At 53.4% G+C, this 14828-nt stretch carries 13 protein-coding genes; 9 read left to right on the top strand and 4 right to left on the bottom strand.

The window, feature by feature from the left end:
- The first annotated feature begins 9 nt into the window (after positions 1–9).
- Genes Q4606_RS01765 through Q4606_RS01780 form a run of 4 tightly spaced genes read left to right on the top strand, consistent with a single transcriptional unit; the run spans position 10 to position 4538 of the window.
- Complete coding sequence (locus Q4606_RS01765) at positions 10–2145, top strand: type I secretion system permease/ATPase (protein ID WP_303606483.1); 2136 nt, start codon at positions 10–12, stop codon at positions 2143–2145.
- Positions 2142–3569, top strand: a complete 1428-nt coding sequence (locus Q4606_RS01770; RefSeq protein WP_303594499.1) for an HlyD family type I secretion periplasmic adaptor subunit — start codon at positions 2142–2144, stop codon at positions 3567–3569. Before Q4606_RS01765 ends, Q4606_RS01770 begins: the two co-directional genes overlap by 4 nt.
- Positions 3566–4213, top strand: coding sequence for a response regulator transcription factor (locus Q4606_RS01775; protein ID WP_303606484.1), 648 nt, complete (start codon positions 3566–3568; stop codon positions 4211–4213). The genes Q4606_RS01770 and Q4606_RS01775 overlap by 4 nt, the downstream gene beginning before the upstream one ends.
- Entirely contained in the window at positions 4194–4538 is a 345-nt protein-coding gene (locus Q4606_RS01780) for a hypothetical protein (RefSeq protein WP_303606485.1), read from the top strand. The genes Q4606_RS01775 and Q4606_RS01780 overlap by 20 nt, the downstream gene beginning before the upstream one ends.
- On the opposite strand, the gene Q4606_RS01785 is transcribed toward Q4606_RS01780, so the two are convergent.
- Positions 4535–6448: an EAL domain-containing protein gene (locus Q4606_RS01785; RefSeq protein ID WP_303606486.1), complete on the bottom strand. Its 1914-nt coding sequence runs from the start codon at positions 6446–6448 to the stop codon at positions 4535–4537. The genes Q4606_RS01780 and Q4606_RS01785 overlap by 4 nt on opposite strands.
- A complete protein-coding gene (locus Q4606_RS01790; protein ID WP_303594493.1) occupies positions 6435–7169 on the bottom strand; it encodes a transglutaminase-like cysteine peptidase in 735 nt (244 codons plus the stop codon). The genes Q4606_RS01785 and Q4606_RS01790 overlap by 14 nt, the downstream gene beginning before the upstream one ends.
- Before the next feature lie 294 nt (positions 7170–7463).
- On the opposite strand from Q4606_RS01790, the gene Q4606_RS01795 reads away from it, so the two are divergent.
- The 5 genes from Q4606_RS01795 (at position 7464) to Q4606_RS01815 (ending at position 12049) form a co-directional block, all read left to right on the top strand.
- A complete protein-coding gene (locus Q4606_RS01795) occupies positions 7464–9056 on the top strand; it encodes an isocitrate lyase (protein ID WP_303594491.1) in 1593 nt (530 codons plus the stop codon).
- 394 nt (positions 9057–9450) lie between these two features.
- Complete coding sequence (locus Q4606_RS01800) at positions 9451–10443, top strand: hypothetical protein (protein ID WP_303606487.1); 993 nt, start codon at positions 9451–9453, stop codon at positions 10441–10443.
- A 53-nt stretch (positions 10444–10496) separates the two neighbouring features.
- Positions 10497–10847 carry a hypothetical protein gene (locus tag Q4606_RS01805; RefSeq protein WP_303606488.1) on the top strand — a complete coding sequence of 117 codons (351 nt, stop codon included), beginning with the start codon at positions 10497–10499 and terminating at the stop codon, positions 10845–10847.
- Between the two features lie 13 nt (positions 10848–10860).
- Positions 10861–11553: a C39 family peptidase gene (locus Q4606_RS01810; protein WP_303594487.1), complete on the top strand. Its 693-nt coding sequence runs from the start codon at positions 10861–10863 to the stop codon at positions 11551–11553.
- Positions 11554–11557: 4 nt separating this feature from the next.
- The gene (locus Q4606_RS01815; protein WP_303606489.1) at positions 11558–12049 is read left to right on the top strand and encodes a hypothetical protein; all 492 of its coding nucleotides are present in this window, start codon (positions 11558–11560) and stop codon (positions 12047–12049) included.
- Positions 12050–12076: 27 nt separating this feature from the next.
- On the opposite strand, the gene Q4606_RS01820 is transcribed toward Q4606_RS01815, so the two are convergent.
- Positions 12077–13138: a transporter gene (locus Q4606_RS01820; protein ID WP_303606490.1), complete on the bottom strand. Its 1062-nt coding sequence runs from the start codon at positions 13136–13138 to the stop codon at positions 12077–12079.
- Positions 13135–14526 (bottom strand): sigma-54 dependent transcriptional regulator, encoded by a 1392-nt coding sequence (locus Q4606_RS01825; protein WP_303606491.1) that lies wholly within the window; start codon positions 14524–14526, stop codon positions 13135–13137. The genes Q4606_RS01820 and Q4606_RS01825 overlap by 4 nt, the downstream gene beginning before the upstream one ends.
- Between the last annotated feature and the right edge of the window lie 302 nt (positions 14527–14828).

Genomic DNA, 14828 nt, shown 5'->3' on the forward strand with positions numbered 1-14828 from the left:
GGATGGATTGTGGGACAACCTGAGCAAGTGTTCGGAACTGACGGTTTGCTGACGTGCTTGCAGGTACTATGCAAGTTTCATGGCCAGCAGGCATCTGCCGAGAGCATTTTGTCGGGGATCCCGCTTGAAGAAGGCCGGTTAACGCCATCCACGTTTGGCCGGGCGGCGAAGCGGTTAGGCTTTACCAGCCAGATTGAAAAGCAGCCCCTCAGCGCGATTAACTCAGCTCTTTTACCAGCGGTTCTTTTGCTCAGTGGTGACCGCGCATGCGTGCTTCATGCAGTGGACTTTGAGAAGGGAGCGGCCTCGCTAATTTTCCCCCAGCTTCCGGACTCTGAGATCGAAATGTCTCTGGAGGATCTCTCGGAGGAGTACACCGGAACAATTGTCTACTGCCGACCCAGGTTCAGTTTTGATAGCCGTGCGCCACGCACTCACACAAGCCGAAAAGGGCATTGGTTCTGGAGTGTTATTGCGGAGAACCAGAAGCTTTATCGGGACATATGCATTGCAGCGTTAATGATCAACGTTTTCGCCGTTTCAATGCCGTTATTCGTGATGAACGTATACGACCGCGTGGTTCCAAACCATGCCACACATACGTTATGGGTACTGGCAACAGGTCTTCTGATTGCTTTGTCGGCAGATCTCTTGTTACGGCTGATGCGGGGATGGTTTATTGACCTGGCTGCCAGCCGTTCGGATGCCAAGCTGTCAGCTACGATTATGGAGAGGGTTCTGGGGCTTAGTCTCGCACACAGGCCTCAGTCTGCAGGTGCGTTTGCGGCCAACGTACAGTCTTTTGAATCCGTCCGGTCATTTGTCAGTTCCATGACGGTTGTTGGGCTGGTAGATCTCCCGTTTGTACTGCTGTTCCTGCTGGTCATCATGTTGATCAGCTGGCCACTAGGTGTTCCGGTTATTGTTGGCGCAACAGGTTTGATCATCTACGCCTCTATTGCCCAGCGGCGGCTCCGGGAGCTGTCGGACGAAAGTATGTCGGCGGGCTCTCAGCGAAACGCAACCTTAGTTGAAGGTCTGTCGAACCTGGAGTCCGTCAAAAGCTTCGGTGTTGAAAGTCGCATCCAGTCGACGTACGAGCGTACATCCTTGTACATGAGCAACATCAGTGCGCGCCTTAAATTCATTTCCTCGACTATCCAGAATGGCGCTCAGTGGTGCCAGCACCTTGTCTCCGTTGCCATCATCATTCTGGGTGTTTATCTCATCATCGCAGGTGAGCTGAGCCAGGGTGGCCTTATTGCAGCCTACCTGCTCTCATCAAGAGCTATGGCGCCGGTGAGTCAGGCGGCAGGGCTGCTTGCGCAATACCATCAGGCCGCGACGGCTTTGCGTACATTGGATGAGATTATGGCGCTGCCTCAGGAACGCGCTCAGGGAAAAAACTGGGTCTCCAGGCCGGTGTTGAGTGGCAAGGTCGAATTCCGTGACGTTCAGTTCCAGTACCCTGAATCGGGCCAGCAGGCCCTTACGGGTATATCAATCAAGGTGAAGGCAGGTGAGAGAGTTGCCGTCCTGGGTAAAAACGGGTCGGGTAAAAGCACGATACAGCGCCTGCTTCTGGGGTTGTATTTTCCTGTTTCTGGAACCATCAGTCTGGATGATGTCGATTTGCGTCAACTTGATCCCGCAGAGCTTCGCCGCAATATAGGCTATGTACCTCAGGATGTTGAGCTGTTCTATGGCAGCTTGAGAGACAACATCATGCTGTCACGCCCTGTCGCAGATGAAGAGTTGCTGCGGGTTGCTGAGCTTAGCGGCCTTAAACAGTATATTGACTCGCACCCGGATGGTTTTGATTTGCAGGTAGGCGAGCGCGGACAGCGGTTGTCTGGCGGTCAGCGTCAATCAGTTGCCATCGCACGGGCGATGGTGGGTGATCCGCCCATATTGTTACTTGATGAACCTACAGGTTCACTCGACCATTCCAGTGAAGAACACTTCAAGCGCAGTCTGGCAAAGGCCGCAGAGGGAAAAACGGTGGTAATGGTTACTCACCGCACTGCATTGTTGGAGCTGGCAGACCGAATCGTGGTTCTGGACGCGGGGCGAGTCGTCGCGGATGGCGCCAAGGCAACCGTCATTGAGGCTTTGCGTCAGGGTAAGATTCGGGGTGCTTCATGAGTAAGGAGCGCGATAAGGCATCCCTGGCGGAGAAGAGCTTCCATGGAATTGGGCGTGGCTCTGAGCGTGTTGGGCGACGAACGGAGCGTTGGCTTGATCGTCTTACGGGGCGCTGGCTTCGGGTACCGGATAGAAGTGGCTGGGAAGTTGATGGGGAGTGGGCCAGAGTGCAGCAGGAGCCCATTCGGGCGAGGGCCTTGCTGTGGGTCGTTTTTTTCGCCCTGGTAGCGCTGCTGGTGTGGGCCGGATTGGCTCCGATCGATGAGGTGGCGCGTGGCGACGGGAAAGTGATTCCTTCGAGCCAGCTTCAGATCGTTCAGACGCTGGATGGCGGTGTGGTCGAGACTCTGTCTGTTCAGGAAGGCGAGCTGGTTAAAAAAGGGCAGCTGCTTGTGAGCATTGAGTCTACGCGCTTCGATTCTGACTTTGCGGAGCAAAAGTCGCGCGAGTTGGCATTGCAGGCCAATATTTACCGCTTGCGGGCTCTGATAGATGGCGAAGAGATTCGCTTCCCGCCTGAATTCATTGAGCGGTCTCCTGAGCTGGTTGCCGTGCAAAAATCTCTTTTTGAAAACAGCCGGAATGAGCTGGAGGCACAGAAAGTCATATACCAGCAGCAGCTCGAGCAACGCCAAGCCGACCTCAGAAAAGCCCGGTCGGCGAGACAGCAGTACCGCGAAGTGCTCAGTCTGGCCTCACGGGAACTTTCGTTAAAACGTCCATTACTGGCGTCTGGGGCTGTATCTGAGGTGGATCTCATCAAGCTCGAACGGGAGATATCCAATGCCCGCGGGGAGGTCAATCAGGCAGAAGCTGCGATAGATGGTTCCCTCTCTGCTATTGCCGAAGCCGAATCAAAAATTCGCGAAACCCAGTTGATCATGACGAACAGTTGGCGGGAGCGCCTATCTGAAGCCGTCAGTGATTTGTCCGCAACCCGTGAAATGATGTCGGGCCTGAGTGATCGTGTCCGTAAGACTCAGATAGTGGCCCCTGTCGATGGTACCGTGCAGAGGCTTTTCGCAAAGACCGTGGGTGGGGTCGTTGCTCCGGGCCAGGATGTGGTCGAGATTGTTCCACTGAACGATGAGATGCTGGTAGAGGCTCGGATTTTGCCCAAAGATATCGCCTTTATTCACAAGGGGCAGGATGCGATTATCAAGTTCTCCGCCTATGATTTTGCGGTTTTTGGAGGTCTCAAGGCGAAGGTAGAGCACATCAGTGCTGATACGATCACAGATGAAAACGATAACACTTACTATCTGACCCGGCTACGGACCGAAGTTCAGGGGTTTTCTGATCAATTAGCTATTATTCCGGGCATGACTGCTCAGGTAGACATTCTTACGGGCCAGAAGACGGTACTGGAATACCTTTTGAAGCCGGTTGTGCGAGCAACTTCCAAGGCGCTGAGTGAACGATGACATACGGCCATTCTTTTCTTGTTTATGCGCCAACATTTTGCCCGCTCGATCACTGGCGGCGCGTGTTGCCGGGTGTACACCTTTATGAGACCAGTGCAAGCCTGCCAACTCCGTGCCAAGGCAATACCCTCTGGATTTGTAGTGATGCACCTGATTGGCAGGGTGTCAGCCAGAACTGGTCCCGCAGCGGCAGTCGCGTGGTTGTGCTGACACGTGAGCCACGGTCGGACGAAATGAACCTGGCGCTGGCGAGTGGCGCTAGAGCCTATGTTCCCGCGCTTGCGAACAGCAGTGTATTTCGGCAGGTTGCGGAAAGTGTGGGCTCCGGCGGGCTTTGGTTACCGGAAAATTTATTGGGCAACCTTTTGCAGCTTGTCTCCAATGCGCTGGACCATGCAGCGAAACCTCAGGTTGAGGCGGACTTATCCGTACTCACGACCAGAGAAAAGGAGGTGGCTCGACAGGCGTCGAAAGGTGCCAGCAACCGGCGGATTGCAGAGACCCTCGGCATAACCGAGCGAACTGTGAAAGAGCACATGGGCTCAGTGTTCAGAAAGCTCGGAGTGCGAGATCGTATGCAGCTGATGCTGTTTGTAACCGGGCAACCAGGAGTAGGTGGAGGCGATGATGTACATCAGGCGTAATGAGCAGGGTGAAATCATAGCCGCGAGTGAGGAACCTCTGGCGGGGTTTGTAGACGTGCCCTCTGAAGATCCAGACCTGCAGGCATTCCTGACATCTATAACAGCTGCCGGCCCTGCAGAAAGCCGGCTTCGTGAATCCGATTCGGCGCTCATCCGGGTTATCGAAGATCTGGTTGATCTGCTGAGCACCAAGGGCATCATCCGATTTACCGATTTACCGGCTGAAGCCCAGGATAAACTGATGATCCGTAAATCGTTGCGCGGCCAGGACGAACACCTGAATCTGATCGACGAAGCCGGCGACGACGTATTCAATTTTGATTAGCCGGTCGTGGTGATACCAGGGCCGGTCACGCCATCAAAGCCAGCTTCCCATGCAGCTTGAACGCAGAGCGGGGATGTTGCTCCCGCAAGATACACCTGAAGGCCGATTGAGTGTGCCAGCGCGGTGAGTCGCTGCAGATACTGCTGGGTAGTCCTGTCTGACTCCAGGCGTTGAGCATAAACCGGATCTGTTTTGATATAGTTCAGACCCAGCTCATGAATCCTGACAATTCGTTCAAGATTGTGGCCAATGCCGCTGATACCAACCTCGCTTCCCTGTTGTTGCACCCGGCCAATAAAAGAGCTCAAACGAAGGTCGTCGATACCTAACGCAGACTCTGGCAGCTCAAGACGAAACGATTGTGCCGGTGCCTGGCGGCTTTCAATCAACTGTAATATACGGGCGCTGGTCTCTTCCTCCAGCAGGCTGTCGGTGGAAATATGAATAACGACAGGCTCTGCTGTTGTTTGTGCGGATAGTGCAATCAGGTGGGTCACCATCGCGGTATCGACACTGGGAAGGAGGGAAAGGCGCCGGCTCCAGGGCAAAAAATAGCCTGCGGTCTGCCAGTCGCCATTAAGCTTCAGGCGAATCTTGGCCTCCTGATGCAATGGCGTGCCGTCGCGTCCGATCAATGGATGAAACTCGGCTTTCAGTTCTTTGTTGTGGATTGCCAGACTGATGGCGTCTCGCCATTCGGTGGCGTTTCGGAAAGGAATGTTTTCCGCGCTGCTTTCGGCTATCACCAGGGTCTCTTTAGCCTGCTCAGCCTGCGCAAGAAGATGATCGGCTTTCATCATAACTTCAGCGCGGGAGGAGCCCGGTCGGAATGTACAAGCTGACAACCGCAACTCCTGCATTGGTTCATCACAAATGGAAATCTGAACATCCTGGGTCAGCATTTCCCTGATTAGCCCGATATCGTGGAACCCGGTCAGCAGAATGCCAAAGTCCGAGCCGTTAAGTCGGCCCAGAAACGCATCTGAATAATGATGCTGGTGACGTTTGAGTCGCTCGGATACCTGCTCGCAGAACTCACGAAGCTCGGCGCTGACTGTTTCATGTCCGAGTTTTGCGTTGAGCGCAGTCAGGTTGGGCAAGCGAACAAGAGCGAGTGTATGTTGGGCCGCCGTATCTTCGTCCGCGACGAGCGCGTCAAGACGGCTGATAAAGAATTCCCGGTTCGCGATACCGGTTACCGGGTCATGCAGGGTTTTTTCGCGCATTTCCGAGAGCGCCCTGGCGTCGCCCTCAAGTATGCTCTCTACTCGCTTTGAGAGTTTGTTCATTGCGCGTACAACGCGCCGAAATTCAGTGGTTTTGGGTTCTTTGGAAACGATAAAGCGCCGCTCTCCGATGGCCTCAGCCTGTCGGACTACACCCTTAAGAGGATCGCTGATCCTTCGAATCATCCAGCTGCCAGCAAAGCCTGCAAACAGTGCCACAAGGCAGAGCCAAACAAACAGACGTTTTGTCGTTACCCAGAGCGAGGTCTGTGCATAGGAGGTCTCACTTTCCACTGACAGGGCACCAAAATTGACCCAGCCATCGGAGACTGTCGCCTGGCCTGCCGGAATGTCCATAGGGAAGAGGGCGCGGAACCATGCCGGTGCATTTGTCTCGCTTGGTTCACCTTGTAAGTCCAGGGGTTGTTCGTTCGGAATATTCAGGCTGATGCGCTGGTAGTGACCAGTTGCAAACTGCGCATCCAGAAACGAGCGTAATAGCGCGCGTTCTTTTTCAGTGTGCGAGAGCGTGATCGCAAGGGAGTTTGCGTTATCAATGTTTTTCAGCGCCAGTTGTTCCTGATAATACCCGTATGCTGATATCAGGCTGGCGGCCAGGCTTGCGGTAAAGGCAGTAACAACCAGAAAGCTTGTGGCTAACCACAACTGTTTAACGAGAGACATTAAAACTCACTCCTTCGCTTTTTATTCGGTTCAGGACGTTACGCCAGGGAGACAGGCGGGCTGTTGAGCTGCCGGCCGAGGCGCCTGCGCCACCTGCCCATAGTTCACTGCTGTTGAAACTGAACACGGGGGTAAGGTCCGTGCGTTCGTTGGCCGGTAAAATGTCTTCTATCAGGCTGTCCAGCAGCAAGGGTTCGGCCCCGGGTTCTGGATAGTAGCCCAAGACCATATGTGCTTGTGTAATCGGGCTTGCCGGACCGCCAATGCGGGCCCGAACGTAGATCAACCTTAACTGGTCATCAGTGATGCCGGCACTGAGAAGGCTAATATACTGAATGATAACGAAGTCCTCGCAGTCGCCCATGCCGCGGGAGAGAGTCTCCAGGGGAGTCGCCCAGTAGTCATCACGCTTCCAGAGAGTACTGTCCAGTTGGTAATTCAGGGTTTTGTGAACAAATTCGTTGACCTGGCGCAGTTTTTCTTTGCTATCGAGTGGTTTAATACGCTGCAACAGTGCTTGCCAATCATCTAGCGTGGAAACGTCGGAATTGTAACCGTGGTCGTGCCATTGAACCCGGCTCTGAGCGAAATCGATACTGGCACCGACTGGGTTCTCGGATGAGCGAGAGGGCAATATCAGCAATGCGCAGACAGCTGTATAAAGGGCGAGGATCGCTCTGAACACCTTTTTGCTGTTAGGTTTGCGCATCATGATGCCCATCAATGCTCGCTTTCTTTCTTGGTTCCGTGCCTGTATGCGTCACTGGGAGTGACAACTGCAAGTTGGTAAGTTTGCTGGAAAAAAATCAGGCTTTCAGTTGCGGATGTGTAAGCAGTGAGTATCCGGTTTCGTAAATTTCTGATCATTCATTAAAAAAATGATGAATATAGATCATATAAATTTCAATTATAAAATCAAAGCTAATAGAGTACTCGTCATCGCAGGCAAACCACATGGCGATTTGCCCAAAATTCAGTCATCAGAACCGTCGTTAACACACAAAGGATCGAGATCATGCCTTACGCAAAAGACATTGATGCCGTTGCTTCCATCCTGAAGCAAAACCCGACCTGGCACGCGATTAACCCTAAGCATGCCGCTCGTATGCGCGCCCAGAACAAGTTCAAGACTGGTCTGGACATCGCCAAGTACACCGCCAAGATTATGCGTGAAGACATGGCGAACTACGACAAAGACACGTCGCAGTACACACAGTCTCTGGGTTGCTGGCACGGTTTTATTGGTCAGCAGAAGCTGATTTCTATCAAGAAACATTTCGGCACAACCAAGCGTCGCTACCTGTACCTGTCGGGTTGGATGGTTGCAGCCCTGCGCTCTGAGTTCGGTCCTCTGCCTGACCAGTCCATGCACGAGAAAACCGCTGTTTCCAGCCTGATCGGCGAGCTTTACACCTTCTTGCGCCAGGCTGATGCATGGGAATTGAACCACCTGTTCCGTGATCTGGAAGCTGCTGAAAACGCTGGCGATGATGCCAAGGCTGCGGACCTGATCAAACAGATCGATAACCACGAAACGCACATTGTTCCTATCATTGCAGACATCGATGCCGGTTTCGGTAACGACGAAGCGACCTACCTGCTGGCCAAGCAGATGATCGAAGCGGGTGCTTGCTGCATCCAGATCGAAAACCAGGTTTCTGATGAGAAGCAGTGCGGCCACCAGGACGGTAAAGTAACCGTTCCTCACGCCGACTTCCTGTCCAAGATCAACGCTGTACGTCTGGCGTTCCTGGAGCTGGGTGTTGACGACGGTGTTATCGTTGCCCGTACTGACTCTCTGGGCGCTGGTCTGACCAAGCAGATCGCTGTAACCAACGAGCCAGGCGATCTGGGCGATCAGTACAACAGCTTCATCGATGGCGACGTTATCGAGAAAGCTGAAGATATCAACAACGGTGACGTTGTCATCAAGCAGAACGGCAAGCTGGTCAAGCCCAAGCGTCTTGCATCTGGCCTGTTCCAGTTCAAAGAAGGCTCTGGTGAAGATCGTGTTGTTATGGACTGTATTGCCAGCCTGCAGAACGGCGCCGACATGCTGTGGATCGAAACCGAGAAGCCTCACGTTGGCCAGATCGCTGGTATGGTAAACCGCATCAAGGAAGTGGTTCCCGATGCCAAGCTGGTTTACAACAACAGCCCGTCCTTCAACTGGACTCTGAACTTCCGTCAGCAGGTTTTCGATGCAATGAAGGAAGAAGGCAAGGACGTGTCGGCCTACGACCGCGCCAAGCTGATGAGCGAAGAGTACGACAGCACCGAGCTGGCCAAGCTGGCAGACGAGTGGACTGCGAACTTCCAGCGTGATGCAGCCCGTGAAGCAGGTGTGTTCCACCACCTGATCACTCTGCCGACATACCACACTGCGGCCCTGTCTACAGACAACCTGGCCAAAGGCTACTTCGGTGACGAAGGCATGCTCGCCTATGTTGCTGGTGTACAGCGGAAGGAAATCCGTCAGGGCATCGCCACTGTTAAGCACCAGGATATGGCTGGTTCTAACATCGGTGACGACCACAAGGAATTCTTCGCAGGTGATGCTGCGCTGAAAGCCGGTGGTTCTGACAACACCATGAACCAGTTCGGTTAATCGAACGGTTTATAGTACGGCTGAAAATGCCTCTGCTCCCGGGCTTGTTCCGGGAGCACAAAAACCCTGCAGCTGGAGACAGTTTGCGGGGTTTTTGTTTTTTACACCGTCAGATTTATGTATGTGTCTGAAACTGCGGCATAAACGTTCGGTTCTCTACTTTATCTGAATCCACACTGTTTCATCCCTGAAACAGTTCCCGCCTCCGAAAATACTGAATTGCCTTGAGTGAATTTCTTAAAAGTCCAATTTAATTAGTAGGTTAGCCTCTTCCATCTTTTTCTGGCACAAGAATGGCAATGTTTGTCTTGTGGGTCTGGACCTGGGCTTACCCCAAAGCTAGCGGGTTGGGTCGGACCCTTATAAAGCCAATAACCTAGAAGGAATTGATATCATGAATACCAGGAAGGGATTGCTAGCAGCTGCCATTGCAATGAGTCTGGGCGTGTCCGGTTTCGCTTTTGCGGATCTGGGCGGAGATGGGGATCCGAATACTAATGCGGATGATACCTCTACTGCCAACAACGATAATTCGGGCAACACCGATTCCGGCAACAACAACTCCACGAACACCGACAACTCCGATAACTCGGACGGCTCTGATAACTCGAACAATGCAGACAACAGTACGGATGTTGCTGATTCGTTCAAGATTGCCGACAGCGGCAATACGGATGCTTCAAACAACTCGGATAATTCCGACAGCTCGGACAACAGCACAGATGTTGCTGATTCGTTCAAGATTGCCGACAGCGGCAATACGGATGCTTCAAACAACTCGGATAATTCCGATGCTTCCGATAACTCCGACAACTCTGACAACAGCGATAACTCGGATAATTCGGACAATTCGGACAACAGCACCAACGTAAACGACGCGTTCAAGATTGCCGACAGCGGCAATCCGGATAACTCGGACAACTCGGATAATTCAGATAACTCCGACAATTCCGATAACAGCGATAACTCGGATAATTCGGACAACTCCGATAATTCCGACAACAGCACCAACGTCAACGACTCGTTCAAGATCGCTGACAGTGGTAACAGTGATAGTTCGGATAACTCCACCAATGCCACTGACTCCTACAACAGCGACAGCAGTGACAGCTCTGATAACAGTGTTACCGAGCTGAATGTCTCGCTGGAGGTGTTCATGAACGATGCCGATCTTGATGGCACTGTCAGCGGCACAACCATGACTTATGGTGATGCCAATGGTAGGCGCTCCTACACAGAAGCTCGCGCCTCCAACGAGATCTCCGGAGGTTCTGCCAACTTCACCGGTGTTGGCGCCTTTGCCCAGAATGCCGGCGTGGGTAGTGTTACCCAGGCTAACGTGAGTGTCATGTCCAACCTGTCCGCAGGTGGTGGCGGCACCCAGTGAGCAAGGCGGGCCGCGCCTCAGGGTGTGGCCCGGTTCCTGCCGGGAGGCGTGTCATGGCTAACGTTGTCAAAGGGATCCTGAGCATCGCCTGGTTATTTGCTGTCATGGGGCCAGCTGCTGGAGCGGCAGCCGAAGAATGGATGAGCCAGTCCCCAATGAGTGCAGATCAACTGGAGCAATCCAGTGGCCGTCAGGGGGTTCCTGTCCAGTTGCAGCTCAATGACAATCAACAGAGCGCTGTGGTCACGGGAAATAGGTTGTCGGGGCCTTCAATGACCGGCAACAACATGATCTCAGATCAGGCATTCGGGAATATGAGTGGCATTGCCACGGTCATCCAGAACACGGGTAACCAGGTGGTGATTCAGGACAGTACTCAGGTGAATATTCTTATCAATCGCTGACAGGAGGTGGGCCATGGTGAAGCGGGGGCTTGTTATAGTCATAGCGAGTGCTACGTTGCTCTGGTCCACTGCTTTCGCGGGTACCGTGATGTTGCCGGGGCTGAGTGGCGGACTTCAGTTGGAGGTTCGCAGTTTCAAGGAGCAGCGTTTCAGCTCGGTTATGCAGCAGCAGTACGACTTCAGCTGCGGCTCTGCCGCAATCGCATCCCTACTGACCTACCATTACGATCACCAAGTCACGGAGCAGGAGGTTTTTTCCGGAATGTTCTCGTTGGCAGACCCGGAAAAAGTTCGTCAGGAAGGCTTCTCCATGCTGGATATGAAGCGGTTTCTGGAGTCTGAAGGTTATCAGGCCGATGGTTTTCGTATGCCGCTGACGGGGTTGCGGGACAAAGTGCGCCTGCCGGTCATTGTGCTTTTGAATCTGAACGGTTTCCGACATTTTGTTGTCATCAAGGGGATCAGTGAGGACGAGGTGTTTGTTGGAGACCCTGCTCGGGGGCTGAAAGCCTATTCCAGAGTGGAGTTTGAAGATTACTGGAATGGCGCAGCCTTTGTTATTCGCAGCGATATACAGCAGGGGCGTAGCAAGTTCCTTACCGATGGAAACTGGCCGCAGATTGTTCGGGCACCGCTTTTCAAAGGACAGGAAGGGCCGTCACTCGGCCATACGCTGCCATATTGGCCATCAACAAGGGAGTGGTAACGCCATGGTTAGCCTTCCGCGATGTGCAGTTACAGGACTGGTCGTTGTTCTCGGGGCTGCGGGAATGTCCGCAGCGGCTGAGGGGATATTTTCAGAACTACCCCTGAGTGACGATGAACTGTCCACACAGAGAGGTGGTTTTAGCCTGAACAATCTTGAAATTTCGATCGGGCTGGAGCAGGTGGTTTCTGTAAACGGCGAAACTCTGGCAATCAATCGCCTGACTATCCCGAATCTGAATCAGTTGATCAGCGGTAATGCTATGCCGCATAAGGTGGAGACGGTGCTTGGTATCATCAACTCCGGACAGAACGGGCAGGCGCTTGTCTCAGCTACCTCAAACGATGGCGGGTGGATGACACTGATCCAGAACGATCTGAATAGCTCCGTTATCCAGAATGCGCGACAACTGAACATTGAGTTGAATAATCTGGGCGCGGGCTATCGTATGCCCGATAACCTGCGCGCGCCCATCCTCCAGTTTCTTGGTCATTAATCGTCCGAGTATAAAAGCCCCAATTGTCTAGAGACTGATTGGCAGTTTCAGGGTGATCTCCGTGCTCGGAGCGTTCTCGGTTACACCAACATTGACGGTAAGGCTTAGTGTTGTGCTGGATGTTAGCCGGTGAGAGAGCCCGAAGGCCAATGAGCCGATCTGGATGCTGTCGAAGTTAGCGCCGAATAGGTCTATGTCGCGTTCGTAAGTGGTCTTTCGGATAACCGAGTGGTCGTAGCCCAGACTGAAAGAGGTGCGCTGATTAAAGGCGAAGCCCATACCAAAACCGAACCGGATCACATCACCCGGATCAACGGTATTGCCATTCTCATAGCCCTTTTCGTCCTTCAGTGTGTAAACGTAGCTGAGGTTGCCATAGAGAACGGCAGGATCTGACGGGTAGATAAATGAGACGCCAGGCTCAAAGGACCAGAACCCTGAGCCTGTTGGTCGCTCTTCAAGCTCAATCCCGATGGGGTTGCCCTGGCTATCGTTAATAACCTGTTGATCGACATCGTATGGGCTGTCCCCGGTTGGTGCTTTCACCCGGAAGGAACCAATGACATAAGGCCAGCCCTTCAGGCCGTCGTTGAGTTGATAACGCACCGACAGCTCCACATCGCCCAGGCCTTCACCCGAGGACTCTCTCAGTGTATCTACCGGGGTGCCTTCAAACGCCTGTCGCTCCCGAAGATCTTCCTGAATGCTCAGGTAAGGCACCCGCAAGGCGGCTTCAAACTTACTGGTAAAACCGTATTTGAGTGACATGGCTCCGACAAAAATATCCCTCTGGATTTCTGAAATATTTATCAATCCTATCAGCAGGGCAGGAATCACCGTGTAGCCTTCCACCGCCACCTGAGTCGCATTGCTGTGGGCGTGAGAAAATGAGGGTTCAATGGTGAAGCGGCCGGGGTGCGTCACAATGCCCCGGTCAGAGGTGATGGATGCAATATCTGAGGCTTGCTCTTTATATTCTTCGGCTTGGGCCGATGCGATGCCTTTCTCATCGTATTCCGGTTTTGCAAGACCCGCTGCGGGAATCAGGAAAATGCATAGGGTGAGTAGAAGTCGAGCTTGGATGTTCATTTTATACCCCCCTTTTGTTGAGGTCGTTGTCGGGTATTTCTGTCATGCGAACGTGGATCGTATTTCTCCATAAGCCGGTACAGAGACACCCTCGATATGTTGAGGAGTCTGGCGGCCTCGGACATGTTGTTGTTTGCCAATCTGAGGCTGCACCGCAGCGCCTGCCTGTCGGCCCGGGCCCGAAACTCTTTGAGGCTGAGATTGGAAGCCGCATCAGAGCCAGGAGTGGGCAGGGAGAGCCCAAGATCCGAAGCCTCGATAACGGGCCGGTCGCAGAGCAGCCACCCTTGTCGCAGGCGGTTCTGCAATTCCTGAAAATTGCCGGGCCAAGAGTGGTTTAGCAGGCTTTGACTGGCCCCTTTGCTAAGCTTTTTTGGCTCTGCTCCCTGACACCTTGCTTCGAGCAACAGGCGGGCAAGGACCGGTATATCCTCTCGTCGGTCTTTTAAAGCAGGGAGCTTTACTTCGAGACTGCCAAGCCGGAAGTAGACATCACTTCGAAAGCGCCCGAGTTCAATAAGGTCTACTAACGGTTCACTGGTGGTTGCAATCACTCGGCAGTCAACCGGGATCTGGGCGCTACCACCCACGCGCTCAACCTGGCTTTCCTGAAGAAACCGCAGGATGGCGGATTGTTGTTCGAGCTGGAGCTCGTTAATGCCGGAGAACACAACTGAGCCGCCATTAGCCTGTTCAAGCCGCCCCTGGTGCGAGTTCAGTGCGCTGGTGAAGGCCCCTTTTTCATATCCAAACAGTTCACTCTGGGTGAGTGTGGTGGGCAAGGCTGCGCAGTTAATGATAACCAGTGGACCTGCGGCACGAGCCGAGTGGGAATGAAGGAACCGGGCGGCGGCTTCCTTCCCGGTGCTGCTCTCGCCGGAAATCAGAACAGGTTCCCGGGTTGCCGAAAAACGACGGAGCAGGTTGCGAACGTGTTGGATGGACGGAGAGTCCCCCACTAGTGCGAGATTCTTATAATCATCGTTAACAAGGCTGCCGGCAGGCTCCAGAATCGTCGCCATACCCCAGAGGTGCCCGAGCACTGTGTTGAGGCGCTGGTAGTCCACAGGCAACGTATGGAAATCGGAACAGTAGCGAACGATAAGCCTGGCGGCGCGTGTGCCGCTGACAGGTTGCTGGGACGCGATGGCGACCCAGTAGTTGAGGTCAAGCATTTCAAGCCAGCTTTCCGGCCAGGGCATGTTGTCTCGTGACAGGCTTGGGAATTCCAATACGCCAACTCTGGCGCCGTCCGGAACTTGAGTAAAAAGGGGAACCTGCTCATCAAGATTGAAGTCGATAAGGTTCCAGTTTGCTTCAAGTTGCTTTCGTATGCAGTTGTTGCTGTTTGCCGCTGACAACCAAACAAGCGGTCGCTTTTCCATCATGGCAAACCTCCACAGGAGTTGAGCCTTGGAAATGGGACTGCCAGCCGTTCAGGATTGCGATGTTTAACCGGTACTGCGAAGAATCCGGCCACTGTCCTGTGTGGCCCTCCATGGCTGTTCTCAACAGCCAGGACTATCATCTTAGTTTGCTGTTATGCAGGCAGGATCTGTACCAGCAGGTATATAGATATGGTTATACAGCTACTTGCAATTTGCGTGTTTTTCGCGCGATATAAAACTGTATAGAAGGCTGACACTCCCGGGGTGTCTGGTGTATTGACCTGAGAATACGCACCTGCGCT

Origin of the sequence: Marinobacter sp. 1_MG-2023 (genome assembly GCF_030549045.1) — a bacterium.
GTDB lineage: Bacteria > Pseudomonadota > Gammaproteobacteria > Pseudomonadales > Oleiphilaceae > Marinobacter.

Excerpts from the sequence above, each read along its gene's own strand:
- Q4606_RS01785 (WP_303606486.1), bottom strand. The coding sequence starts at position 6,448 with ATGTCTCTCGTTAAACAGTTGTGGTTAGCCACAAGCTTTCTGGTTGTT.
- Q4606_RS01780 (WP_303606485.1), top strand. The coding sequence starts at position 4,194 with ATGATGTACATCAGGCGTAATGAGCAGGGTGAAATCATAGCCGCGAGT.
- Q4606_RS01825 (WP_303606491.1), bottom strand. The coding sequence starts at position 14,526 with ATGATGGAAAAGCGACCGCTTGTTTGGTTGTCAGCGGCAAACAGCAAC.
- Q4606_RS01810 (WP_303594487.1), top strand. The coding sequence starts at position 10,861 with ATGGTGAAGCGGGGGCTTGTTATAGTCATAGCGAGTGCTACGTTGCTC.
- Q4606_RS01805 (WP_303606488.1), top strand. The coding sequence starts at position 10,497 with ATGGCTAACGTTGTCAAAGGGATCCTGAGCATCGCCTGGTTATTTGCT.
- Q4606_RS01775 (WP_303606484.1), top strand. The coding sequence starts at position 3,566 with ATGACATACGGCCATTCTTTTCTTGTTTATGCGCCAACATTTTGCCCG.
- Q4606_RS01795 (WP_303594491.1), top strand. The coding sequence starts at position 7,464 with ATGCCTTACGCAAAAGACATTGATGCCGTTGCTTCCATCCTGAAGCAA.
- Q4606_RS01815 (WP_303606489.1), top strand. The coding sequence starts at position 11,558 with ATGGTTAGCCTTCCGCGATGTGCAGTTACAGGACTGGTCGTTGTTCTC.
- Q4606_RS01790 (WP_303594493.1), bottom strand. The coding sequence starts at position 7,169 with ATGGGCATCATGATGCGCAAACCTAACAGCAAAAAGGTGTTCAGAGCG.
- Q4606_RS01770 (WP_303594499.1), top strand. The coding sequence starts at position 2,142 with ATGAGTAAGGAGCGCGATAAGGCATCCCTGGCGGAGAAGAGCTTCCAT.
- Q4606_RS01800 (WP_303606487.1), top strand. The coding sequence starts at position 9,451 with ATGAATACCAGGAAGGGATTGCTAGCAGCTGCCATTGCAATGAGTCTG.
- Q4606_RS01820 (WP_303606490.1), bottom strand. The coding sequence starts at position 13,138 with ATGAACATCCAAGCTCGACTTCTACTCACCCTATGCATTTTCCTGATT.